Annotated in this window: 18 protein-coding genes; 12 read left to right on the top strand and 6 right to left on the bottom strand. The window is 59.6% G+C overall.

The annotated features are described in order from the left end of the window. Position 1 precedes the first annotated feature (1 nt). The 4 genes from L0U80_RS30240 to tssB all read right to left on the bottom strand — a co-directional run bounded on the left by L0U80_RS30240 (position 2) and on the right by tssB (position 6,881). Complete coding sequence (locus L0U80_RS30240) at positions 2-2,134, bottom strand: T6SS effector phospholipase Tle3 domain-containing protein (RefSeq protein ID WP_233874879.1); 2,133 nt, start codon at positions 2,132-2,134, stop codon at positions 2-4. Beyond that, a complete protein-coding gene (locus L0U80_RS30245) occupies positions 2,127-4,622 on the bottom strand; it encodes a type VI secretion system Vgr family protein (RefSeq protein WP_233874881.1) in 2,496 nt (831 codons plus the stop codon). The genes L0U80_RS30240 and L0U80_RS30245 overlap by 8 nt, the downstream gene beginning before the upstream one ends. A 122-nt stretch (positions 4,623-4,744) precedes the next feature. Further along, the gene (gene tssC, locus L0U80_RS30250) at positions 4,745-6,295 is read right to left on the bottom strand and encodes a type VI secretion system contractile sheath large subunit (RefSeq protein WP_233874884.1); all 1,551 of its coding nucleotides are present in this window, start codon (positions 6,293-6,295) and stop codon (positions 4,745-4,747) included. Positions 6,296-6,365: 70 nt separating this feature from the next. Then, a complete protein-coding gene (gene tssB / locus L0U80_RS30255) occupies positions 6,366-6,881 on the bottom strand; it encodes a type VI secretion system contractile sheath small subunit (protein WP_233874886.1) in 516 nt (171 codons plus the stop codon). 594 nt (positions 6,882-7,475) lie between these two features. On the opposite strand from tssB, the gene tssK reads away from it, so the two are divergent. Together tssK and L0U80_RS30265 are read left to right on the top strand one after the other, a co-directional pair. Further along, positions 7,476-8,837: a type VI secretion system baseplate subunit TssK gene (gene tssK, locus L0U80_RS30260; RefSeq protein WP_233874889.1), complete on the top strand. Its 1,362-nt coding sequence runs from the start codon at positions 7,476-7,478 to the stop codon at positions 8,835-8,837. Next, entirely contained in the window at positions 8,834-9,499 is a 666-nt protein-coding gene (locus tag L0U80_RS30265; protein WP_233874892.1) for a DotU family type IV/VI secretion system protein, read from the top strand. The genes tssK and L0U80_RS30265 overlap by 4 nt, the downstream gene beginning before the upstream one ends. 20 nt (positions 9,500-9,519) lie before the next feature. On the opposite strand, the gene L0U80_RS31745 is transcribed toward L0U80_RS30265, so the two are convergent. Further along, on the bottom strand, positions 9,520-9,717 hold the full coding sequence (locus L0U80_RS31745; protein WP_308444905.1) for a hypothetical protein: 198 nt from the start codon (positions 9,715-9,717) through the stop codon (positions 9,520-9,522). 9 nt (positions 9,718-9,726) lie between these two features. On the opposite strand from L0U80_RS31745, the gene L0U80_RS30270 reads away from it, so the two are divergent. The 6 genes from L0U80_RS30270 to L0U80_RS30295 all read left to right on the top strand — a co-directional run bounded on the left by L0U80_RS30270 (position 9,727) and on the right by L0U80_RS30295 (position 16,524). Next, entirely contained in the window at positions 9,727-11,268 is a 1,542-nt protein-coding gene (locus L0U80_RS30270) for an OmpA family protein (protein ID WP_308444906.1), read from the top strand. An 89-nt stretch (positions 11,269-11,357) separates the two neighbouring features. Next, a complete protein-coding gene (locus L0U80_RS30275) occupies positions 11,358-11,843 on the top strand; it encodes an Hcp family type VI secretion system effector (RefSeq protein WP_233874895.1) in 486 nt (161 codons plus the stop codon). Positions 11,844-12,019: 176 nt separating this feature from the next. Further along, on the top strand, positions 12,020-14,749 hold the full coding sequence (tssH, locus tag L0U80_RS30280; RefSeq protein WP_233874897.1) for a type VI secretion system ATPase TssH: 2,730 nt from the start codon (positions 12,020-12,022) through the stop codon (positions 14,747-14,749). Between the two features lie 14 nt (positions 14,750-14,763). Then, a complete protein-coding gene (gene tssE / locus L0U80_RS30285; RefSeq protein ID WP_233874899.1) occupies positions 14,764-15,195 on the top strand; it encodes a type VI secretion system baseplate subunit TssE in 432 nt (143 codons plus the stop codon). A gap of 537 nt (positions 15,196-15,732) precedes the next feature. Further along, positions 15,733-16,119, top strand: coding sequence for a hypothetical protein (locus L0U80_RS30290; RefSeq protein WP_233874902.1), 387 nt, complete (start codon positions 15,733-15,735; stop codon positions 16,117-16,119). A gap of 66 nt (positions 16,120-16,185) precedes the next feature. Next, the gene (locus tag L0U80_RS30295) at positions 16,186-16,524 is read left to right on the top strand and encodes a hypothetical protein (protein ID WP_233874905.1); all 339 of its coding nucleotides are present in this window, start codon (positions 16,186-16,188) and stop codon (positions 16,522-16,524) included. Here L0U80_RS30295 and L0U80_RS30300 read toward each other — a convergent pair. Beyond that, positions 16,521-19,481 (bottom strand): hypothetical protein, encoded by a 2,961-nt coding sequence (locus L0U80_RS30300; protein ID WP_233874908.1) that lies wholly within the window; start codon positions 19,479-19,481, stop codon positions 16,521-16,523. The two genes, L0U80_RS30295 and L0U80_RS30300, sit on opposite strands and share 4 nt — an antisense overlap. A 51-nt stretch (positions 19,482-19,532) precedes the next feature. Between L0U80_RS30300 and L0U80_RS30305 the strand changes: the two genes are divergently transcribed. The 4 genes from L0U80_RS30305 to L0U80_RS30320 are packed head-to-tail and all read left to right on the top strand — an operon-like array spanning position 19,533 to position 23,832. Continuing rightward, the gene (locus L0U80_RS30305; protein ID WP_233874910.1) at positions 19,533-21,866 is read left to right on the top strand and encodes a hypothetical protein; all 2,334 of its coding nucleotides are present in this window, start codon (positions 19,533-19,535) and stop codon (positions 21,864-21,866) included. A gap of 53 nt (positions 21,867-21,919) precedes the next feature. After that, entirely contained in the window at positions 21,920-22,792 is an 873-nt protein-coding gene (locus tag L0U80_RS30310) for a DUF7208 family protein (protein ID WP_233874912.1), read from the top strand. 9 nt (positions 22,793-22,801) lie between these two features. Beyond that, complete coding sequence (locus L0U80_RS30315; protein ID WP_233874914.1) at positions 22,802-23,401, top strand: RuvC family protein; 600 nt, start codon at positions 22,802-22,804, stop codon at positions 23,399-23,401. Beyond that, on the top strand, positions 23,386-23,832 hold the full coding sequence (locus L0U80_RS30320; RefSeq protein ID WP_233874915.1) for a SlyX family protein: 447 nt from the start codon (positions 23,386-23,388) through the stop codon (positions 23,830-23,832). The genes L0U80_RS30315 and L0U80_RS30320 overlap by 16 nt, the downstream gene beginning before the upstream one ends. The last annotated feature ends 2 nt before the right edge of the window (positions 23,833-23,834 follow it).

The following is a 23,834-nucleotide window of genomic DNA, read 5'->3' on the forward strand; positions in this document are numbered from 1 at the left end:
ATTAGCCTCTCACATCAGGAATAGGTAGCGGCCACTGACCCGTGCCACCGCTTGGAGTTTTGATCCAGTCAATCAAATTGTCTTGCAACCCAGCCGGCGTCACTGCCTTCACGAATTTGAATACGCCAGGACCGGCAAAATCGTTCACTATTCCCTTCGGCAGGTTCGGCTTGTTCATCTGCTCCTTAACCAGCCCTGGCAAGATACCGTACGTAAAGTACTTTTGAGCGTCCTTATCGGGACTTTTATTACTTCTCCAATCCGCCTGATGAATCAAATCCCACCACAGTATTTCATCGTCAAAAGCCACGCTTAACCCAATTGCCAAGTCATACGTCATGCACTTTTCGATAGTATCGGTGCTCAGCGTTATCGCTGAGTGCTGACTCCAATCCGCTGACTGCTGCCCAAGACGCTTTAGCGCTTCATCGTTGGTTTCCGATCGCCAAACGACAATCTGGTTTGGATGCGACGCGCTGGACCAAGCAGAACGAACGAGATTGACATAAGGATAGCCAGCTGACGTTAGCTGTTGCTTTGCCGCATCAAGAGAGTACAACTGCCTCCCGTACATCTCTGAATTCAGATCCACAGGGCTGACACGTTCAACCCCAGTAGAAGCGTCAACCATCCGTGCTACAGGTTGAACGCCCCCGTCTGCCAAAGCGGTTCCCGCTAAGTGCTCTCCAAGTTTATCGCCTGTTCCCGCGCCGTTCTTGAGAATGTGGAACGTGTAAGTCTGGGGGAGCTTTGCACCATTAATCGTTCTCCCTTCGCCGGTCGGCTTGAGACCAGGCACCCCTGCTACGGGCGTGCCCCCCATTCTGCTCACGATCATGCCCGGCAAGCCAAAAGCGTCGCCGACTGCAAGTCGCGTCTTGCTCACACCGCCGAGGAGAAATTTCTCTGGACCGGCTCCGACAACATGTCCCTCTGAGAATACTCTTTGGTAGAAGTTTGGGCCGAGAGAAGACAGCGCTTCATCGTCAACTCCCTGCCAGCCAATCCCTTGGATGTTCGGCAACGCAACAACGGAATCCTGCGGACAAAAATAGTTATATACGCTCCCAAAATTGCTGCGAGAGTTTTCAGACTGACTCCACGTTGTACTACTCGCGACTCCTTTCGAAATGATGCTGTCGGCCGCTACCGGCCGGGTTTGTGCGCGCATCAACGTCGTGAAGTTCACCAGCGTTTTACGACGCGCATCGCTAGACTGATGCTTTCCCGGCATGGCTAGTTCGGCCTCGGTGGGATAAAGCCCATATGGCGAATCACACATGATGAGACAGTCTACCGGGCGATCGCCCTCAGCTGCCACCATGAAATTCGCCAACATCGAGATTTCGGTGCCTTGGCTATGCGCGATGATATTTATCGTGTCGGACCCAGCGGTAGGGTGTTTCCGGATCCGGATGATGAGATCGGCGAGTCGTCTCGCTGCATGGACGTAGTAAATCCTGTGCGGATTATCGTGCAATCGTGCGGCAGGATCGCGCTGCGCCAGTTCACCCATACCGTATGCGCCCCCGCTCGGACCGGGTCCCCACATGTCGACTAGATTCGTCGTTGCATTCGGGAACGGGCCGCCGTCCTTAGCATGGGCGCCGTTCAACCAATTACCGAGGTTGTCGCCGTTCTGTCCGGTTGAAGTGTTTGTCGCAAGACAGTAAGCGTTGTACGGCAGCTCCGGATTTCTGTTACCTGTCTTAAGTTGGTTCAAATAGCGTTGTTGCTCCTGCCGATAGGTCAGCTCATCGACTGGACGATATCCCCAATGAAATGGAATAACGGGTGAGCGACCTTCCTTGCAGATAACCGTCGACGATTGCGTTGCCGCGTCAAGCTGGGGTAGCGTCGATTCAGATCCCTTCTTCCATGGGCCCCATTCATGCGGATAAAGGTCGTCGCGGCCAAGGCGATGATTGAGGCCTTTACATATCCATTCGTCAACGATCGGGAAGCACTGGCCGTCGTCGTTCACACCGTGGATCACGATAACTGTACAAGGCATAGGACGCTTTACCGGCACTTTACACGTCAACATCGCGCCACTACCCGCTGGCATTGGCATTGCCTCTTGGCCTTGCTTGGAATTTCTCAGCGTATTGCTTGTCGTTTTTGTATCAGTCATGGCTGGATCCCAGAACCTCTATCCGCAGATTTTCGATATCGTCCCGATTGAATAGCGAGCTGGTGCCGCTAGCGTCAGTTACGCCTTCCGTCGTCGAACCATCGGGCAAATGAAGGCGGAACCGTTGACCCGAGAGCGGTGTGTCGGGATCGCCTTCAGGGTGAAGAAAGAACTTTCGTGCAAAGGATCCTTGCTGAAAGTTTGGCATCGCGCTCGAAACACTCGCTGCGCCTGCCTTTGAAATAGAGGGTGTCTTGACGGTCAAATTGCTGGTGCCGCCAACTTCCGGCACACTGCCAGCTACCTTGTAGTAAGCGCCGCCGCCGCTAGACATCAGAACCTGGTCCTGGCCGGCTAGAATGACGCGCTTTCCCTTGATAATGACGTCACCGCTCGCAGTCATCTCGATCGGTCCACCTTGCGCCTGAATCTGGATCTTCCCCTTGATCGCGAACAACAAAATGCCAAGCTTCTGAGCAAGAATCGAGACGACTTCGCCCGCGCCAACAATGAATTTCTTCGCGATGCTAAATTCAGCATTTCCGCCGGTTGTTGACGTGAGATGGCGGCCACTTGAGAGCTGGATATCCTCCGGCGTTGCGCCAACGATCCCGTGTGGCGCAGACAGCATGATGATCGACTGCTTCAGCTCTTTGTAAGCGCTCTCGAGTCGTGTTTGCTGGGATTTGACGTCTACGAGTTCCGCCTGTGCCGCTTCAGCAATCGCGCGGAGTGAGGTTGCATTATCGAGCGCCGCTTGCAACTGCTTCATGGCTTCGCGGTTATCGAGCTGCTGGCCGTTCGCGCGCGTCTGTTCATCACCTGAAATCAGCACGCCCTTAGCGCCGCGAACGGCTGCATGGTCGTCGGTGCGCAACTCGGCCCCGCTGCCACGTTTTTCGCGACCGGAGTCAACCATGTTCCCAAGATTCAGCTGGGACTTGCCACCGCCCTCGGTCGCGAGCTTGATGTGCTCTTCCCCTTCAAAATCCTCCATCTGAAGGGTATTATTCGACTGCGTATGAATGACGTTGCGAGTCATCCAGCGATCGTCGCTCGTGATGACGTCGGGGTTCACACTGTCGTGCATGATGTGCGCGACATACGGGAAATCTGGATTGCCGTTTTCGAAGGCGACTTCGACGCCCGCCCCGTCAAGATTCGGGAAATGCAGGCCTGTATTTTTAGCGCCGGCAAAGGGCTTTGCGACCCGCATCCAGCAACTCGTCAACCCCGGCGTGCGTTCGTCGCGATCGAAGTCGAACGCGACCATCACATGGCCGTCCTTGTTGACGTAGGCGTACTTGTAGCGGTCCGGCGACGTGATGCGTCCGCTGATGGTTCCGTGGATTTTGGGCCACGTGGCCTCTAACAGGGGCATACGGTAAATCAGGTCGGACGGGATCGCGGTATAGGTGTTGCGATATGACTTCTTCCGCGATCCGCTGTGCTCAACGCGCGTGATCAGCTGCCCGTACTCGGCGTCCGGCAACACCCGGTTGGTGAACCGGAAGACACGGCCGGGCGCGACACACAGCACATTGCCCTTGCCCGTATAGACGATTTTTTCGCACAGCAGTGCTTCGTGCCGCAGTTGGGCTTCCCACTCGGCCTGATCATCGCTCAGGTGGCCTGCAGCCCAGACATCTGGCGTGCCCCAGGTCGTTTTGTCATCCGGAGCGGCGTTGGCTTCACCGTCAATGGGTTGTGGTGCCTGGCGATGGTTATAGTGCCGTACGGTCACGGCCTGGGCGATCGTCTTCGCCCGGGTTTCGAACTCTTCGACCGACTCTGCACCAGTGCTTTCGAGGCCAGAGGCTGGCCTGAAGGGGGCGACGAATGTATCGCTGCGCTCGTAGTGCGTAAAGTCGTCACCGAAGTGCGTCACTTCGCCGTATTCGCCCTGGCGAATCACGAACCAGATACCTGAGCGGCGCGCGAGACGAGTGATAAACTCAAGGTCCGTCTCGTTCCATTGCATCACAAAGTCGCGTTTCGGGTACTCACGGCGAAGCGTAAACTCGAAATCGCTTGTGCCTGCGCCCAGGCCATGCTCGCGAAGCACCTGCTCCGCAATTTCGGGATCGGTCTGCCCGAGGAAAAGGCGGCAGCGTTTGACGTTTCTCAGCAGCGCAATGCGCGATTCAAGTATGACCTCGTAGGTCGTCTCATCCTTGCTGCTGGAAAGCTGGTTGAGGCCTGTGATGACACCTTGAACCTGCTTACCCGGGCCCGCGGGTAGCGCCACTCCTGCCAGGGTCGGCGGCCGGATCGAAAACACGGCTGTTTTCGTCAGGATATCGTCCACCGGCAGGTCCGCGGTCCGGTGGGTTAGCTTGATCCTGAAACGGGTGGGCACGCCCGCCTCTTCGACGCCGTCAAAGTCTACGACGTCGAAACCCGGCGCACTCTTGCTGCCCAGGATATCAAGATGATAGGCCTGCAGGCCGTCCCTTCCCAGGGCTCCAATCGCTTCGTTGACACCCACCTTCTACCCTCCGGGGGAAACCTGTCGCCGAATGCACCGGTTGACATTTCAACCGGTGCGTCGCGACTGGCAAATTGACAAAGCGGCGCCGGCGCACGTCCATGCACGCCGGCAACCGGTCTTCAGTTTTTCGCCTTGGGCATCTGCGACACCAGCGACAGGCCGATGTCCATACCCTCGATCTGGAAGTGCGGGATGATGAAGAGCTTGACGCGGAAGAAGCCCGGGTTGTCCTCGATATCCTCGACCGTGACCTTGGCATCGCGCAGCGGGTGTGAAGCCTGGAGCTCATCACCGGGGTCCTTCATCTCGGTCACGAGGCCCCTGATCCAGTTGTTGAGCTCGAGCTCCAGCACACGCCGGTCCTTGGTCGTACCGATGTTCTCGCGCTGGATCAGCTTCAGGTAGTGCGCAATGCGCGAAAGCAGGAAGATGTACGGCAGACGCGCGTTGATGCGGCTGTTGGCCGTGGCCTCCTTGGTCTCGTACAGTGACGGCTTCTGGGTCGAATTGGCAGAGAAGAAGCACGCGTAGTCGTGATTCTTGTAGAACGACAGCGGGATGAAGCCGAGGTTGGCGAACTCGAACTCGCGCGTCTCCGGAATCAGCACTTCAGTCGGGATCTTCGGCTGCACACCAGTGCCGAGGTCGTACAGATGGACCGGCAGGTCTTCGACCTTCCCACCAGCCTGCGGGCCTCGCACCTGGACACACCAGCCGTTATTCATGAAGCTGCGGGCCATGTTGGCGGAAAACGCGAACGCCGCGTTGACCCACAGGTACTTCTCGTGGTCCGGGCCCTTGACGTCTTCCTGGTAGTTGAAGCTGCGCACCGGCGTCGTGTCGGGGCCGTACGGCAAACGGCCGAGCACGCGGGGCATCGTCAAACCAATGTAGCGCGCGTCATCGGTATCGCGGAAGCTCTTCCACTTGATGTATTCGGCGCGATCGAAGTAGTTGCCGATATCCTGGATGGCGGCCACTTCTTCCATGGTTTGCTTGCCGAAGAACTTCGGACCGACCGACCCGATGAACGGCATATGGGCCGCGGCCGCCACCTTCGAGATGTTGCGAAGGAGTGCAATGTCCTGCGGCGAGTTCGTGAACTCGTAGTCAGCGATCATTGCACTGATCGGCTGGCCACCCGGCGTGTCGTACTCGTCGATATAGGTGTGACGGTAGAGACCACTCTGGATGATCTCGGCGCAGTCCTCGAAGTCGCGCAGCAGGCCTTCTTTCGACAGATCGAGCATCTCGACGCGCACGTTGCGGCGGAAGTCGATGCGGTCGATGTTGAACTTCACACCACGCCAGCGCGACTCGAGCGCCTGAAACTCGGGATGGTGCATGACCGCGTCGAGCTGCCGGCTGATCTGCTCGTCGAGCTGCCCAATATGGAAGTCGAGCAGCGACTTGTCCAGTCGCTCGACGGGTTTGTCGCCCTTGCCGACCAGTTCGAGGAACGCGCTCATGCCACGTGCGATACGCTCGCTCGCCGACGACTCGGAAAGCAGGTCGCTGTTCTGGAATGCTTCAAGCGGGCGCGCTTCGCGGACCGGCTCAAGGTTGATCTTTTCGCACAGCGCCTGATAGACGCTGTTATGCTCCGCTTCGGGAGCGTGCAGCACGACGCTTTCGCGCGCGCCGGTCTGCTGGGATTCGTTCTGTGCCATGTGATGTCCTGTCGGCCGTTTGGCGGCCAGAGAGATTCGGGAAGCGGTGAAGGCCTGTTTAGCCTTTGTCTCAGGCATGACCTTCGGGGCGCATTGCCGCGGTCGCGATCTGCGACAGTTCATCGCGCAGACGTGTGGACAATGTCGAATCCTTCAGGATCTTCTCGAACTCACGTCTGAAGGTGCCGTTGTCGAGCAGGTTGGATTTCAGATCGCGTAGCAGATTGCGCATCGCGAGCATGGCCTGCAGTTCGGGGATCTGGCGGGCGACCTGTTCCGGCTCGAAGTCTTTCATCGAACGGAAGTTCAGCGACACGGGAAGCTCAGTCCCGTCTCCAGCCACGGTGTTTTCCGCGGCGATCTTCAGTTCGGGATTGAAGTCGGCGAGGACGCTATCGAAGTTATTTTTGTTGATCGACACCTTCTTGCGTTCTGCCAGCGTGCCCGTTGCCTTGCCGGCACTGAAGTCCCCTGCTACGAGAAGCTTCAGGGGCAGTTCGATCTTCTTCTGTGCGCCGCCCGTATGCAGGTCAACGGAAATGTTAATTCTGCTTGACGGAATTTCTTTCTGGAAGCTGTCAGCCATACCTTTTCCCATAAGTGGTCACTCAAACCCACCGTAGCTGGTGCCGTCCGGCAGGCGCAGCAGGTGCCTAACCATCCCTGGCCATCAGGTACTGCATGCCAATAGGACTCCTACGCACGCTCCCGCTAACTCATCTCACGCAGGCAATTGAATTCACCCGCTATATCCGGACTGCATTAGAACCCTTATTTCTCAATTCGTCAAAGGAGATTTTTATCGAATGACTTTCAAGGCCCTGATGCTGAGTTCTAAAATCTTTATTCTTTGTTAAATTCAGACTTGTTTGATTGACATTGCCACGGAATTTTCGTAATTACGCGAATACACGGAAATGGCGATGTTGACTTGAACGCCAAGCCTGGCTTTGTTGACAGGCGTCAGACTTACTTTAGAAAACCCAATACGCATTGAATGCGCATAACCTCAGGTTATGCGGATGATTATTATTGAGATAGAACTCAGCCCGAACAGGCTTGAAGAAAGATTCTCTTCATACGCGTTATGTATGCGTGTAACATTAATTGCTGGACGACACGCAGGGGCGTGTGTTTAAAATCCGCCACCCGATGGTCAGTAAACCTCATTGATAAGAATATGCGGACATTCAAACCGGTCTGGGCAGAAGGCATTGTGCTCTCGCCACATCATTTTCAGCAGCAGGGTCGATGGTGGGAATTCGCCCTGCAACAGATCGTCCCGCTCGCCATCGCCAATCCGTGGGGTGTACTGGAAGCCGGTCTGGATGAAGAGCTATTGCCCAACGGGCGCGCAAAGCTCTCCGCGCTCAAGATGCGCTTCTCCGATGGCACGCCGATCGACACATCCATTGCTGACGTGCTGCCGCCGGCCCGTGACCTCGCGCGTGATGTTGGGGCAGATGTCCAGAGCGTGATCGTGTACGTGGGGCTTCCATTGCTCGACGCGGTTGGCAACAACTCTCGGGTTGAAGGAGAGACGGCCTCCCGGCCGCGGCGCTATTTCCGCGAATACGCACAGGTGCCTGACCTGCACGGAACGACGGACGCAGAGCTTGCTGTCGAGCGCCATGCACTCCAGTTGCTCTTCGATTTTGAATCTCACGCGGACTACCTGGTCTGCCCGATCTTCCGGCTTGTTCGTGGTCAGCGCGGAGTCTTCGAGGTCGACCACAACTGGGTGCCGCCCTGCCTTGCGCTCTCCGGCCATCCGCGCCACGAGGAACGGGTTTCACGCATTGCCGACATCCTCCAGGCGAAAAGCATTGCACTGGCCGCGCGCCGGAGCGAGCGCATCGACGATGTCGCCGAGTTCGGTGTGGCAGACGTCTCGCTTTACTGGCTGCTCAATACCATGAATACGCAATGGCCCGAACTACGCTTTCTCGCGAGCCATCCGTACCAGCCGCCGGAGCGGCTCTACCACATTCTCGCGCGGCTCACTGGCGCGCTGATGACCTTCTCGACGCGCGTGAACCTTGCCGAGATTCCGGCATACGAACATGACCGCCAGGACGAGATCTTCTCGAAGCTGGAAGACCTGATTCGTGATCTGCTCAACGCCGTCATTCCGTCGCGCGTCGTGCCAATCGGGCTGCTGAAGAAAGGCCCGACGTACTGGAGCGGACAGATCCATGACGATCGCCTGCTCGAAGGCGCCGACTGGTACCTGTCGGTCAACGCAGCGATGCCGGCTTTCGATCTGGTCGAACGGATTCCGCGACTGTGCAAGATTGGCGCGCCGGACGATGTGGCCCATATCGTCAACTCCGCGCTCCCTGGCGTGCCACTTCGCCCGGTACAACGCGTACCCGCCGCTATTCCCGTACGGCTTGAAAACCAGTACTTCGCACTCGACTCGAAGGATCCCGTGTTCGCGGGGATGCTCGCTGCGCGTACGTGCCAGATCTATCTGCCGGGAACGATTCCTGAAGCGTCGCTGGAACTCTACGCTGTATTGACATCGGCAGGCGACAAATGACAAACGGCAGCACGCTTCCGCTTTGCGCCCTGCTTCGCAACACTGCGCTCGAAATCTCGCAGCTGGCGCAGGGTGCGACGACGAACGACGTCGAGGACCTGCGGGTACAGTGCCGCAGGTTGACCGACGACTTTGCGTCGGCCCTGGATGCACGCAAGGTACCGGTTGAGGTCGCACGAGATGCGCTGTACATGCAATGCGGCCTGCTCGACGAAACGGTGCTCGCCCATCTGCCACTGGAAAGCCGTCCGCTGTGGGAAGCGAAGCCGTTGCAGGTGGAACGCTATGGCGAGCACGATGCAGGGGAACAGGTGTACAACCAGCTTGCCGTGCACATGCGCGAAGCACCGCCCAACGTGGAACTGCTCGAGTGTTATGCGACTGTGCTTGGCCTGGGCTTCCAGGGTCGGTATGCACGCGAAGGCGCATCACAGCGTGCCGCTATCATCCGGTCCCTCAATGAGCGTCTGGCAAACCTGACGCCTTCGGAAGATTCAGGCCTTATCGTCGATGCGACACGCACGCACCGCTTTGACTGGTTCTACCGGCTCTCGCCGTGGGCAATCGCCGGACTCGTGTGTGCAGCCGGCGCCATCGTCTTCGTGCTGATCGGGCAAGGCCTCGATCTGCAGGTCTCCCACTTGTTGGCGGCGAAAACCTGATGCTAGCGGGTTCCCAGGCCTCACGGCAGATTTTCCATGGCGGCTACCCCCACCGGAGGGTTGCCGGGCTGACGACCGTGCTGGTCATCGCGCTCGCGCTTGCGGTGCTGCCGGTCGACCGGGTACTCGCGTGGTGGATTGCCGCCGGGGCATTTGTCCTCGGCGCGGCAGTTGTGCTGTTCCGGACATGGCGACTGCGGGAGCGTCAGGATGAACAACAGGCGGTCATGGCCGCGCTGGGCACCACGACGGCGGACCTTCCGGCAAGCATGCGCACGCGCATGCCTGTGTTCTTCGTCATTGGCGATGGTCTCGCGCAGATTTTTGACCGGGAGCATGGGAGAGAGCAACTTGCATGGGTGGGTGAAGGCGCAATCTGGTTGCGAATTGGCAATCCGCAAAGCCTGCCGCGTATTGCGGTGGCCGTGCGGCGATGGCGCGACGGTCGTGCGCCGGAAGGGATCGTGCTGACCCTCACGCCAGCGGCATACGGAGACGACGATGCGCTTGCGCAGAAGCTGAGGTTGATCCGCCAGGCAGTGAGCGATGCAACAAGGCTCCTGGGTACGCGCCTGCCCGGCTATGTCGCGATATACCAGCGGCTCGGCTCCCGCGACGAGCAGACCCAGACTGCACGCTGGTACGGTGTTTCCAGCGCGACGCCTTTCGAGGATGCGTCACGGTTTGAGGCAGTCGTGCGTGCGGCCGAACGCGCAGCATGGCAATCAGAAAATGACAGCGCCCCAGCCTGGCGCGCCGCAGAACTTGCGGCGCTGGTTGACTGGACACAACGTGCCGTCATCGGTCCGCTGCGCGACCGGCATCATCCGGCCGCTCTCTGGAACCTGTATGGCATCGGGTGGATCAATTGCGGCCCTCAGGACACAGCGCTGAGCGCATGGAAGGCTGCCGTGGCAATGCGCACACGACTGAATCCGCCTGCTCTGGCCGCAACCCCCGCCCCGTGGCCGCTACCGCAACCCATCGTTGAAGCCGCCCCGCGAAAGCTCTGGGTTTCCCCGCGGCTGCGCGCGCTCGCACACGTGCTCAGCATTGCCGGATGCCTTGCCTTGATCGCATTCTGGGCCGCCGGCCGAAACAACCATGCGCTGCTGGATCATATCGGGGCGGATCTTGGACGCTACTCGATGATCCCGGCCGATCATGATGCCGCTCGACGGGACGCCCTCAAGGCGCTCGTGGCGGACCGGGACAGACTTCTGGAATACCAGCGCAGCGGCGTGCCCTTGCGGCTGTCGTTTGGCATGTACCGTGGCGCCCAGTTGATTCCGGCACTGAACACGGCGATCGCATCCTATCAGCCACCGCCGCCACCACCCTCAGTTGTGACGCTCGACAGCATGTCGCTCTTTGACAGCGGCAAGGCACAACTCAAGGACGGTTCCACGCGGGTCATGGTCGACGCGCTTGAAATGATCAAGGCGCATCCCGACAAACGGATCCTCGTGGCCGGCTACACCGACAACGTAGGCGATCCGGACAGCAACCTGAAACTCTCGACTGCGCGAGCCGAAGCCGTGCGTGACTGGCTGATCGAGGCCTCCGGCCTTGCGTCAACGCAGTTCGCCATTCAGGGCTACGGCGATACGCGTCCTATCGCGAGCAACGACACAGATGCAGGCCGCGCGAAGAATCGCCGCGTGGAGATCACGCTGGTGCCGGACTCGGCGCCGCAAAACTCCTCGCGCTCCGCCGGCACTTCGTCCCCTGACGCGAGCCAGGCAGATGGCAGAGCTTCGGCGAGTTAGCTTTTAGCCCCCGAAGCACTGGCTTTGGGATGATGAAGCCCGGTCACTGACTCCGGGCGATTGTCGCAGTAAGAAGAAGGGAGTAAGAAATGGCAATTCCGGCATACATGTGGCTCAAGGACGATGGTGGCGCCGACATCAAGGGCTCGGTGACGGTCCAGGGCCGCGAAGGCAGCGTCGAGGTCACTTCGTTCGACCACGACCTGCATATTCCGACCGATGGCAATACCGGCAAGCTGACGGGAACGCGTGTGCACGCGCCGATCAAGCTCGTGAAAGAAACTGACGCCTCGACGCCGTATCTCTACAAGGCCGTGACGAGCGGCCAGACGCTGAAGTCGGCTGAGATCAAGTGGTACAAGATCGACGACGCAGGCAAGGAAAAAGAGTACTTCAACACCAAGCTCGAGAACGTGAAGATCGTCGCGGTGCGTCCGAAGATGCTCGACATCAAAATCCCCGACTACGAGAAGCACAACCACCTCGAGGAAGTCGAGCTGCGCTACGAGACGATCACGTGGTCGTACAAGGACGGCAACATCATCCACAAGGACACCTGGAACGAGCGTTCCTGATTACCCGTGGTCTGAAGGCCGCCCGCGCCTCCCCGGGCGTGGTTTTTCTCTCAGGATTGCCGGCCTTCCTTTGCCAGTCCGCTCAGATCACTCTGGTGGACTGGCCTTTTTTCTTTCGAGGGGCGGGTGCGCGGGTAGCGTCCCGCCCCCTCTTCAGACGTGCGAACAGCCCGAACATGAACGTGCTCAACGACCGAAACCCGTCTTCCCGCGATACCAGCGAGCTTCTGCGTCAGCTCAATCCCTACTGCGCGAACGCGCTCGAAGCCGCGGCGAGCCTGTGCCAGACGCGGCTCGCGGACGAGATTACGGTCGAGCATTGGCTGCTCAAACTGATCGAGGCCGGGGACGGCGATATCCCGGCGATACTGAATCACTACGATCTCGACGTAGACGCGGTCTGGGATGCCCTGCTCGCGGCCATCAAACACACGCCACGCAATCTGCGCGGCCGCCCCAGTCTCTCCCAGCAGCTGGCCCACGTCCTGCGGGAAGCCTCGTTTCATGCGTCTTCCGGCACCGGCGACCCGGCCATCCGTTCGGGGCATGTCCTGCAGGCGATTGTCGATGCGCCGCATGTCCTTCGCACACCCAAGACATGGCAACTGCTGTCGCTCGGCAGTGTGCAGATCCAGCGCCTGCTCCCGCGCCTCGGGCGGCTCTCCTGTGAGAACGAGCCGGAACAGCGGGAAACACGTTCGGCAGCGACCGCAACGGCAACAGCAAGCACTAACCCCGCGCAGGAAGAAAGAATGTCGCAGCCGGTCAAGCGGAATGTGGAAGGCGACGCACTCACCCGCTTTGCGATCGACATCACGGCGAAGGCGCGCGAAGGCAAGATCGATCCCGTGTTCGGTCGGGATCGCGAGATCCAGCAGATGGTTGACGTACTCGCACGCCGGCGCAAGAACAACCCGATTCTCGTGGGCGAACCGGGCGTCGGGAAAACCGCACTCGTTGAAGGCCTCGCGCTGCGCGTCGCCGAAGGCACGGTGCCGAACGTGATCCGCGACGTGCGCATTCTTACGCTCGACTTGGGCCTCCTGCAGGCCGGCGCGGGTGTGAAAGGCGAGTTCGAGCAGCGGCTCAAGAATGTCATTGATGAAGTGCAGGCATCGGCCGAGCCGATCCTGCTTTTCATTGATGAGGCGCACACCCTGATCGGCGCGGGTAACGCCGCCGGCGGCGCCGACGCGGCCAATCTGCTCAAGCCGGCACTGGCGCGCGGCGAGCTACGCACCATCGCGGCCACCACGTGGTCGGAATACAAGGAATACTTCGAGCGCGATGCCGCGCTCGAGCGTCGTTTCCAGATGATCAAGGTCGAGGAGCCCGACGACGACGCGGCCTGCCTCATGTTGCGCGGCCTCAAGGACCGATACGCGAAGTATCATAACGTTCACATCCGCGACGAGGCGCTGGTTGCCGCCGTCAAGCTGGCGCGCCGTTACATCCCGGCACGACAGCTGCCGGACAAGGCCGTTGACCTCATCGATACGGCGGCCGCACGCGTGCGCATGGGTCTCGAATCGTCGCCGGCGGAACTGCAGCGCTCCCGCGCCGCGGTCGCTGCGATAGAGCTGGAGCTCACCACAATCGAGGATGACGCGCGTGCTGGTATCGGCGATGTCGATGGTCGTCGTGCGGCGCTCGAAACGGCGCTCACCGATGCGCAAGCCCGGATGGAAACGCTGCGGCAACGATACGAGGAGGAACTTGCCCTCGTGCAGGCAGTGCTCCAGCAGCGTGAGGCCCCAAAGGGCAACGCGACGGGCGATGACACTGCACTCGCGAAAACACATGAAGCACTCGCGCATGCGCAGGGCAAGGCACCGCTGATCTTTGCGGATGTGGACGCGCAGGCGATCGCGCGAGTGGTAGCCGAATGGACGGGTGTGCCCGTCGGCAATCTGCTCGAGGACGAACTGCAGGGACTGCTCACGCTCGAGGCCGAACTCGCGAAGCGCGTGGTCGCGCAAGACGAGGCGCTGGCCGCTCTCGCAGAAAGCCTGCGTACAGCGAAGGCAGGTCTGAAGAACGAGCATGCGCCTCTCGGCGTCTTCCTGCTTGCGGGCCCTTCCGGGGTCGGCAAGACGGAGACGGCACTGGCGCTCGCTGACCTGCTCTTCGGCGGTGAGGCCGCACTCACCACGATCAACATGTCGGAGTACCAGGAATCGCACACGGTGTCGCAGCTCAAGGGATCGCCCCCGGGCTATGTCGGCTATGGCCGCGGTGGTGTGTTGACCGAAGCGGTACGCCAGCGCCCGTACAGCGTCGTGCTGCTTGATGAGGTCGAGAAAGCCCATCGCGACGTGCTGGACATCTTCTATCAGGTATTCGATCGGGGCACGATGCGCGATGGTGAGGGACGCGAGATCGACTTCCGCAACTGCGTGATCCTGATGACGTCCAATCTCGGCAGCGCGCAGATTGATGAAGTGACCACCGACAGTTCGGATATTGCGCAGCCGGCGCTCCTCGAGGCCATCCATCCGCAACTCGTTGCACATTTCCAGCCCGCGCTCCTCGCCCGCTTCCAGACGTTGGTGTACCAGCCGCTCGATGTGGAAGCGCTCTCCGCGATCGTGCGCCTGAAGCTCGCGAAAGTTGCGGAACGCCTGCACCGGCAGCACGACGTCGAGCTGGTCTGTGACGATTCGCTCATTGGCGCGATGGCTGAGCTGTGCCTGGCGCGTGAATCCGGCGCGCGTAACGTCGATGCGTTCCTCAATCAGCGCATTCTCCCGGCGGTCTCGCGCGAGCTGTTGACGCGCATGGCCAGCGGCAAGGCACCCACGAAGATCAAACTTTCGAGCTCGGCCGAGGGCAGTCTGACGATTGATTTTTTTGACGCCGACACGCCGGTTGCCGCGGCCGCGGCGCCTGAATCGTCAATCGCCTGAGGAGACTTGACACCATGCCCGCGGGACCGTCCCTGTACGACATGCTGCTCGGCCACATCGATGGCGAAGCGCTCGAAGATCACGACGACAACACGCTCGAAATCCTGAGCGTCCAGGCGAACATCCGGCGCATTCTGAACACGCGCGCCGGCGCTCTCAAGCATGTTCCCGACTACGGTCTGCCGGATCTCACAGAGGTCTACAAGAACCTGCCGGCTTCGGTCCACGATCTGCGTAACCAGATGGAAGGCACGCTGCTGAAGTTCGAACCGCGCCTTCGTTCGGTCGGAATCGAGATCAATGACAATCCGGACCCGGGGCTGCTCGTAAGCTTCACGATGGTCTGCCATCTGAAAAAGGCGGGGCTGGTTCGGTTCGGGACCTATTTCGAGCCACCCGGGCGCATGCGTGTCGAACGGCTTATCAATCCGGACCGCAACCGGTAGCGAATCGCCGTCGCCGGCGACCACCTGATCACATCGCATCACGCCTCGTGAAAACTCACACGAAGGATGAGTCGCAACGTAGAAGCAATACCGGATAGTATGAAAAAAAATCGACTTTGGGGAAGCGTGGTACTCATCGCCCTGGCAGGTACCGCAGTGAAAGCAAGCGCGTCGTATAGCGAGCAATGGCTGAGCCCCCAGCAGTTAAAGCAGGAAGAAGCCCGAGCGCCACACAGCAAGGCGGCTTACACATGTGCGAGCCACGCCGCGCACTGCCAGCCCGCCAAACCGGCACCTCAACTGGCAGTCAAGCACGTCGCACCACGCCCACATCAGTCCGTGAAGGATGACCCGATCGCCGCTTTTGCCGCGAACGATCGAGCCCCTACCCGAACGGTTCACCATTGAGCTGACAGACACGAGCCGGCGTGGATTGCTGGCGCAGACGGGGCCCTGAGGAGATCGGCCCGAGGAATCATGAACAGGAAGCGAAAAACACCATCGTCTCGAAAGGTGGCAGGCATTCGCTCGAAAGCAATGCTTCTGCCGATGCCACGTGCCGAGGCTGCCGACCTCGTCCTGCGTACGAGAATCACGCTAGAGCGCGTGCGCCGGGGCGAAGTCACACGTGATCTTATCAACCAGCTTTCGCAGGTTGTGCTTGTGACAAATTTCGTTACGGAAGCGGGGCATGGCCTGCTCGATATGGACTTCCTTGAGCGTGTCGAGCATGGACTCGCAGACGTCCTGCTTGAAGCAGACCGGACCGGCAACTGGCAAGTTAGTGAAGCCCTGCTCGCCGATCTGGGTCCCGTAGTGAATGAATATGATCGCATGCTAACGCAAACGCGCATGTCCGAAATTGCACGCGCCAGTGACCGGCTCGAACAGCTCATTCGCGCGAACGCGCCGGCCATTGCCTGAAGTCCCGCTCCAGACGTGACTCTGGGTTTCACGCACCTGCCTGCGTGGTCCCGTGGAGATGAACGAATGAAGGTCCATGAAAACGCAAGACTGCTAATGCACTGGCTCGCGGAAAACCAGCCCGCGACAATCGCGCAGATCGCCGCAGCGGGGCTGATGACCTCGCGTGCTCTATCCGACGCAGTCGGGTACGCGACCCGCCACGGTACGATTGTACGCATCCAGTTGCCCGTGAAAAGCGGTCGCGAATGTTTTGAATTGCGCCTGACCGGGCGCGCTCTGCCCACTGGACCTGGCCTCGCGAGCCCGCCATCGTTCGACGAACTGCTCTCAGCCTGGGGGATCACGCTCAATCCTCCCAGTCTCCCGCTGGCCATTTCGCACCGGCACATGCCATCCGACTAGATCGACGAACCCGAATTTTCATCGCCATCTCCACGTCTGCGCTCCTCTTCGTCCTCTTCCTCCTTCTCTCCCTTTTCAGGTTCCTCGGGTTCGTGAGAAGTGGCCTCGCCGCGTTCTGCGCCGCTACCAAATTCAGACGGCGTCGGAGCAGTCTCGCCCTCTCCTTCGCCCGACTCCGGGCCGCCAAAGCCCCCTCCGCCACCGAAGTCCGGCATCTCACCACCGCCCATGTCACCTTCGCCACCACCGCCTCCAAAGCCGTAGTCCTCGCCGCCCGAGGTGTCCGAACTCGAGGAGTAACTGTCGGTGGCTTCTGTCGTGCTCTTGTCCTGCACGGTCTTGAACTTCTCGTTGGCCCGGTTGGTGATCGGCAGCAGCCCCTTGAAGAAGTCACCAAAAGCCTTCTGCAGCTGTTCGATGTGCTCAGTCTGCATCTTGAAAACATCGACGAGAGGCTTGCCGTCTTCATCCATCGTCGTAAGCTGCGCGAGCTCGGGCAGCATGCCGTTCTCAATCATGTACAGCCGCACGAAGTAGGCCTTCGCCACCTCCTTCAAGGTCTCGATCTTCGCCGCCACGTCGCCGGCCGTATCCACGTTGAAGAATTTCTCCGAAATCCACGCTTCGAGCCCCGCTTCTAGCGCCTTGGTGTACGTCTCGAGCGCCGTGACCTGATTTTCAAGCGTCGACGAATTCGGCCGCGGTAGCGACACCTCGACGTTCATCAGGAATTCGACCAGGATCTGCTCAACGAGATATTCCTTCTGCTGCTCTCCGACATTCTTGTCACCCGCAGGAAGCTCCGGCCTGTTGGTCACCACCGGCACCTCAGCCTTTCGATCTGGCGGGGTGTGAGAATACTGCCTCGCGTCCTGCCGGTCCTCCTTGCTGAATTTGAGCTTCGTGAAATTGTCCCGCAGGATCTGCTTCAGGTCCGCCATCGTCTCGGCGGTGTTCATAGCGTGGATGCGCATGTGCGCGGCAAGCTGCGGATGGAATTCGTCCTGCAACTGCATCACGCGCTTGGACATCAGCGTATTGCTGGTGACGATCGACGTCGCGAACTCGGGCTGGCTCGCTGTGTCGATAAGCTCCGGTGGCGTACCCACCTTCATGAGCGCGCGCTTGCGCAGGTTGTCTTCGAGATCCGTGTCAGGTTTGGCGTAGCTGGTGTTCTTCTCGCCAAAATCGATATTCACATCCGGATAGCCCGGATGCCCCTCGACCACGAAATTGAAGCCGGCGCGAGCAATAAAGTCCAGTACGTCGTAAGGCGAGCTGATCCCGACCGGCATCTGGTTTGAACGCAGACGCGCGGTCTCGTTCATGATGGTTTCCATCGTCTTCTCGGGATTCGGATCCTCCTCGTCGAGCTTGATCTTGACGTCCGTTCGCGCGATCGAATTGCGCACGCCTGCCATCACGTTCGAAAAAAGCAGCGTTGTGCGCAGGCCGTTGAGAATGCGGATCTCGTCGAGCAACGACTCGCCGATGCCGTTCTCGTTGAAGCGAAACGCGAAGTAGGTCATGAACTCCGCGGGGATGAAGAGCAACTGGCTGTTCTGTTTCGCGAGCGCCCGCGCGAACATCACGCGGTAGACTTCCTCGCGCCGGGCGATCTCCACGCCCGAACCATAGACGCCATTGCGCAGACGCGCGAGCAGATCCTGCTCGATCATGTCGCCATAGACACGCGCGCTGTAGTCGAGCGATTCCCGGTTTGTGAAGTTGAAGCCCTCCATCTGCGACTTCACCTTGTTGATCATCGCCGAGGGGAACGAGCCACCCGTATTCAGCTGCTGCGTCATCTGCTGATACGAGTCGGTGATGGCCTGCCGCACGATCGGGTGCCCCTCCATGTCGAGCAGCACAAAAAAACCGACCTGATGCTCTGGCGTGCCCGGCACGTGTACGGGAATCACCGCCTCGGAGGGGATATGCATGGTCAGCGGGCTGCCGACCGTGCGCCGCGTGAGCTGCTCCTGGGTTTTCACGCTCGCGATGGGCTGATACCCGTACTGCCGGTTGCGATACAGCACGCCCGTGAGCTCGCGGTCGTTCATCTCCGCGATCGACATCTCGCGGCCGTAGCCGACCGCTTCGAGTGCCGGTGACTTCAGCGATTCGAGAATCCGGCGCTCGCGGATCTTCTGCTTGATCTCGGGAATCTTGAGCACCGTCGGGTTGTCCGTCACGCTCAGGAACACATCTTCCTGCGGTAGTGGCTGCGTGAAGCCGAGCTCAAACCGGACCTGCCCCACATGCCGACTTTCCCAGCCGTTAAAGCGCCAGTCCGCGAACGACTCCGCCGAGATACTGGTCATTCGTTGTTCGGTGGGCGCCGACTTCTGCACCGGCCCGAGTACCCCCAGCGGCCGGATCGTGCCATCGGCATAGATATGCTCTGACAGCGCCTCCATCGACAGACGCTGCTCGCCATTGATCACTGCGTCGACCGAATTCTCGGGAATCACGGCGATGGGGTACGAGCCGGTCCTGAAGAGCGCGGCCCTCAGGATCTCGGGAATGAGCGCCTTGATCTTATGGACCTGCTCGAAATGCCGGCGGTAGCGATCGATGAGCGCGCCGCTCACGTCGGGCGGCATCAGCCCTTCCGGCGGCGTGAACGTCAGGTCGATGGACATCATGTCTTTCGGCGAGCCAATGCTGGCGACCAGCACCTGCTGCGCGAGCTCCATGTCGGGCAGCAGGCCCATCACGGTTTCCGCGTCGTTGACGTTGCGGGCAGTCTGCTCCGCGGCATTGCGGAACTCGTACAGATTGGGCTGCGTGATCTCGCGTTGCCCCTCCTGGTTGTATTGCGGAGGATTGGTCGACGGAACCAGTTTGGCAAGCATCGCGGCGGTTTCCGGGTCGCGGCGCACGAGCTGGAGGACGTGAAATTTCTTGCCTGTTGCGGCTGATTCAATCACCCGCCTGTAGGCGCTTGAGCTCATCGCTTTCCCCTTTCCCGAGGAATCCCGGAATACCAACGCCGGAGCACCGTCGTGGCATCGAGCAATTCCAACGAGTTACAGGTCTATATCAACCAGTGCATCCAGCTCGCGAGCACGCTCACCATCAAGTCTCAGGAAAGCGTGGATGGGCTGAACCAGTATGTGCAGGATTACTACGGATCAATCGCCTTCGACGAGACAGATCCGACGACGTGGAAGTACTACCTGAACGTCGCGGGCCAGTACCACGCGACGGATTCCCCAATGCAGGTGAAATCGCTCGACACCATGGAGATCATCGATTTCACCGTCGACAATCTCAAGCTCCACACCGCGACGGCGGCCGCGTACCAGTTTGGAACGTGGGAGTATCAGCAGCTCGTCACGCAATACCCGAAGCAGGTGTTCCTGATTCTCGGAATCATCTATCCCGTAGACATTCAGGCCGCAATCAACGCTGCGGACGGAGACATTCTCGGATGGCCATCGTCACTGATCGAACCCAATGAGTTCAGCCTGGTGCAAAGACTCCAGCACTGGATCAAGGCGTTCAAGGTACGGTGGTTCAATCCCCAGTATGGCATCAGTGATGAGCTCTATTTCACGGTGCAGAACTCGAATCTGTACTACGGCCTGCTCATGGCGATCATCTCGTATCGCCTTGCGGCCTGCGGCACCGCCGAAGCCCACAGCTACCACGTCAGACAGTATCTCGCCTCGCATCTGGGGCTTGATGCCTACTACGACCAGCTGACGCTGGTGCAGTCCATCTGGCTTTACCGCAACATCAATTACATCGAGCGCAACGCCGGCAAGCAGTCCACTTTCCGCACCCTCATCCAGAAGCTGCTCACTGACCGCGGCATACCGCTCGCCGCCTACGTGATGAACCATGACGTGTCGGACATGCCGGATTCGCTCTATCCGGCGATAGAGTTCGACGCGGTTCCGCTGAACCTGGGTTACAACGCCGTGGCGGACACCACGTGGACGCTCGACCAGATGCTCAATAACGAGCAGCCGATTGCCGGGGGCAACGCGCTGATCCAGCCCGACGTCGAGGCAAATATCCAGACGCGTATGGAGAATTCGCGCTCGAACACCCTGCAGACCAAGGTGTTGAATTCAGCGATGATCGACATGACGGGTTCCGCCCCGTACACGCTCGAAGACATCCTGCTCCACCACTGGGCCTTCTTCTCCAGTCGCGATCTCTACACCGCATTTCTCGTCGTCAACAACCCGGTGACGGGCGAACCCATTGTCCCCATGACCGCGAAAGACGGCTTTGCGTTCATGATTTACTGCTTCTGCCAGTCGGTCGGCTTCGATCTCACCAATGAGGCTGTCCCGAGCGTGATCGCCACGCGCGTGCAACGCATTCCGACGCCATCAGTCGCAGACGTGATGTCCGTGGTTGACGCCAGTCTTGTGACACAGGATATCGCCCTCGAAGCGTTGTCCTGGCAACCCGCAATCGTTCCGATGATTTCAGTCGATGCGTTCTGCGCCACGGCAAACGCAATCTGGCAGGCCGCCACCAACCAGTGGAAGCTGATTGCGTTTCAGGAGCACCAGGAGCGCCGCGGCATGGTCTACGGTCTCGTCGAGCGCATCTACTCCGACAACGTGATCCAGCTCGGGGATGGTACGAGCAGCGGGAATGTCAACGGAAGCGGCGAGACCTACGCGCAATGGTTCAAGCTGCGCAACATCGACATCTCGGTTTTCTCCGCTGACGACTACGGCCTCATGTACCAGTCGCTCGTCGAGGCGGCCACCGGTGTCAATCTGCAGTCGACCCAGTCTGTTGCCAACCTGCAGGCGGCCATGCTCGCCATGATGCAGAAGCTCTCGAGCTACAGCATCCAGTTCATTTCCGAGATCAACGACTCGACGATCCGCGACGTCGGCTCGGCCATCATACGAACGGGCGCCAACCTGACGTCGTCCGTTGAGGACGTCTACGACGGCTTTACCGAAGTCGATGTCATCCGTCATCGCACACGCGCGACGGTGAACTTCGATTACGACATCAATGCAGCGATGTGTAACCGGCTCGACACCTCTGCGCAACTGAACGTGAATGAGCGCGTCGGTCTTGTCGTGCGACCTGCGCGCGATCCCCTCGACGTCTATGGCTACGTCAGCATGCAGGGCATGGACGTGCGATCGACAGTGCAGGTCTCAACCGGAAGCCCGGTCATTCCGGCGCTGATCGGCATTGAGAACTGGCTCGCGCTGTCCGATGCGGATCGGGCCGCTTCGATCATCAGCATCTGGCCACCGCCATGGCAAACGCCTGGCGACCCGCTACCCCAGATCCCCAATATCTGGCCTGTCCGGAACCTCAGCGGTCTCGTCTACACGCCACCGTCTGACTAGCACGATCAGCAGCGTCTTCCGGTCGGTATTCGCCTTTCGATCAGGATGCCTAAATGGAACAGAGTCAGCGCACTGCATGGGGCGCGTATCTGCAGACGTGCCTGCTGCAGAATCTGCCCTTCACAATGATGGCGAACACCACGCTCAACGAGAAGTTTGGTGTACAGGCAGGCGTAGCGCCTTCGCCCGGCATTCTCCCTTCGCAGCGTTACTACTGTATCGGCAATGGTGGCGCGGGTGTGACGGCCGGCGCCGACAACGTCGCGCTTTCCCAGCCGCTTCAACATCAGGCAACGGATGCGGCGCTGTTTAACCACCTGCCCTTCATCATGCGCCCGGTGAGCGCGGATCTGGCCGCAGCACAGATGGCGCAATACGCGTTGCGACAGGTCATCACGTGGAACAGCGTGGTGTACGCCTGCTACTTCCTGCGCCGGATTGATTTCACAGGGGTCGGCGTCGAACTTGATATGGTGACCGTCTCCAACGGCGTGTCGACGATCACCCCCTATGTGCCGGACGCATCCAACCTCAATCCGCAGCCGCCTACGCCCGCGAACGGGTCGATCAATATCCTCTCGGGTGATTTCATCACCGCGGCCGCCATTGTCAAGCTGTCATTCAGTGCACAGGACGTCACCGAACTGCTCAACTGCGCGAACATCATCTACGGAGATCCGCGGTATGCGGTGGTCAACGAGATCGGGTTGGTCAGCGGCATCGACAAGGTCGTAAACGTGCCGGTTTCAGGCGGCTCATTCAACATGAACGAAGTAATCTGCGCCCAGATCTGCTCGTTCTTCAACACCTATCAGGCGATGAATTACCAGAACGGTGGCGTGAACATAAATCTTAGCGTCGGTGCCACCGAGCCATTGTTCGTGCTTCAGAACACCAGCAGCCAGTCGGGCACGACCACCGGCTAGGAGGCAGCCATGCTGAGCATGCCAGCTGACTCCCCGAGCGAGATCACTATCGTCGGCATCGATCCAGGCAGTGTTCATCTGGGCACGGCCGTACTGCGCGTCGATCTGGCGTCGCTGCAGATCACCGGCACGACGGCGCACACGCTAAACGCGCTCCATGTCTCGCCGCAACCGGAAACACTCTGGACCTCGCAGCTCTTTGGTGAGCGCCTGGGTCGGATTGCGTCACTCGAAGACGCGCTTCTCGCGCTCTTCGAGGACGTTGAGCCATTCATGATTGCCTGCGAGGCACCCTTCATCAATCTGCGCCGTCCCCAGGCCCACGGCGTCCTCATGGAAGTTATCTGCGGCATCCGGCGCGCCGTAATGCGCTACGACGCGTGGAAGCCGCTCTATCTCATCGATCCAGCCAGTGTCAAAAACGCCGTGGGTGCCAAGGGCAATGCCGACAAGGACGCGATGAAATGCGCGGTCCTGCGCCTGACCAATCTGCACTACGACGGCAGAGTGGCGCTCAAATCGCTCGATGAGCACAGCATCGATGCCATCGCCGTGGGCTACGCCCACTGGAAAGCCGGTCTGGAGGATGTCACATGTTCGACAAGCTGAAAGGGTACACCGCCGTCATCATTGGCACCGTGGTGTTCGCGCTCGTGGCGAGCCTGGTTGCGTACGGAGCGTATCAGGCTCACAAGGTAAAGGCCCTTAACGAAACTCTGGCAGTCGCCCAGCAGCAGGTCAGCGATCTGCAGGCAGCCAACCGCAATCTCACCCAGCAGGTGCAGCTCGCGCAAACGCTGAACAGGGTCAACGACGAGGTTGTCACCACCGCAGTGCAGGACAAGGCTGACATGACGGCCACGCAGGGCGCGATCGCCTCGTCAACGAAGATCCAGATTGAAAACGTCAAGAAGAAGTACGAGCCCGAGGCCGGCCAGATGAAGACCCAGGAGGCGGCTGACGCGCAGACCAGGGAAATCAGTGCAATCGAAATCACTGGACTGTGGCAATTATATTGTCAGGTGGATAATTGCCATTAGCT

Origin of the sequence: Paraburkholderia adhaesiva, assembly GCF_021390575.1 — a bacterium.
GTDB lineage: Bacteria > Pseudomonadota > Gammaproteobacteria > Burkholderiales > Burkholderiaceae > Paraburkholderia > Paraburkholderia adhaesiva.

Coding starts and splice junctions, on each gene's coding strand:
- L0U80_RS30320 (WP_233874915.1), top strand. CDS start 23,386: ATGTTCGACAAGCTGAAAGGGTACACCGCCGTCATCATTGGCACCGTG.
- tssE (WP_233874899.1), top strand. CDS start 14,764: ATGCCCGCGGGACCGTCCCTGTACGACATGCTGCTCGGCCACATCGAT.
- L0U80_RS30275 (WP_233874895.1), top strand. CDS start 11,358: ATGGCAATTCCGGCATACATGTGGCTCAAGGACGATGGTGGCGCCGAC.
- L0U80_RS30300 (WP_233874908.1), bottom strand. CDS start 19,481: ATGAGCTCAAGCGCCTACAGGCGGGTGATTGAATCAGCCGCAACAGGC.
- tssK (WP_233874889.1), top strand. CDS start 7,476: ATGCGGACATTCAAACCGGTCTGGGCAGAAGGCATTGTGCTCTCGCCA.
- L0U80_RS30315 (WP_233874914.1), top strand. CDS start 22,802: ATGCTGAGCATGCCAGCTGACTCCCCGAGCGAGATCACTATCGTCGGC.
- tssB (WP_233874886.1), bottom strand. CDS start 6,881: ATGGCTGACAGCTTCCAGAAAGAAATTCCGTCAAGCAGAATTAACATT.
- L0U80_RS30290 (WP_233874902.1), top strand. CDS start 15,733: ATGCTTCTGCCGATGCCACGTGCCGAGGCTGCCGACCTCGTCCTGCGT.
- L0U80_RS30270 (WP_308444906.1), top strand. CDS start 9,727: ATGGCCGCGCTGGGCACCACGACGGCGGACCTTCCGGCAAGCATGCGC.
- L0U80_RS30310 (WP_233874912.1), top strand. CDS start 21,920: ATGGAACAGAGTCAGCGCACTGCATGGGGCGCGTATCTGCAGACGTGC.
- tssC (WP_233874884.1), bottom strand. CDS start 6,295: ATGGCACAGAACGAATCCCAGCAGACCGGCGCGCGCGAAAGCGTCGTG.
- L0U80_RS30265 (WP_233874892.1), top strand. CDS start 8,834: ATGACAAACGGCAGCACGCTTCCGCTTTGCGCCCTGCTTCGCAACACT.
- L0U80_RS30295 (WP_233874905.1), top strand. CDS start 16,186: ATGAAGGTCCATGAAAACGCAAGACTGCTAATGCACTGGCTCGCGGAA.
- L0U80_RS30240 (WP_233874879.1), bottom strand. CDS start 2,134: ATGACTGATACAAAAACGACAAGCAATACGCTGAGAAATTCCAAGCAA.
- tssH (WP_233874897.1), top strand. CDS start 12,020: ATGAACGTGCTCAACGACCGAAACCCGTCTTCCCGCGATACCAGCGAG.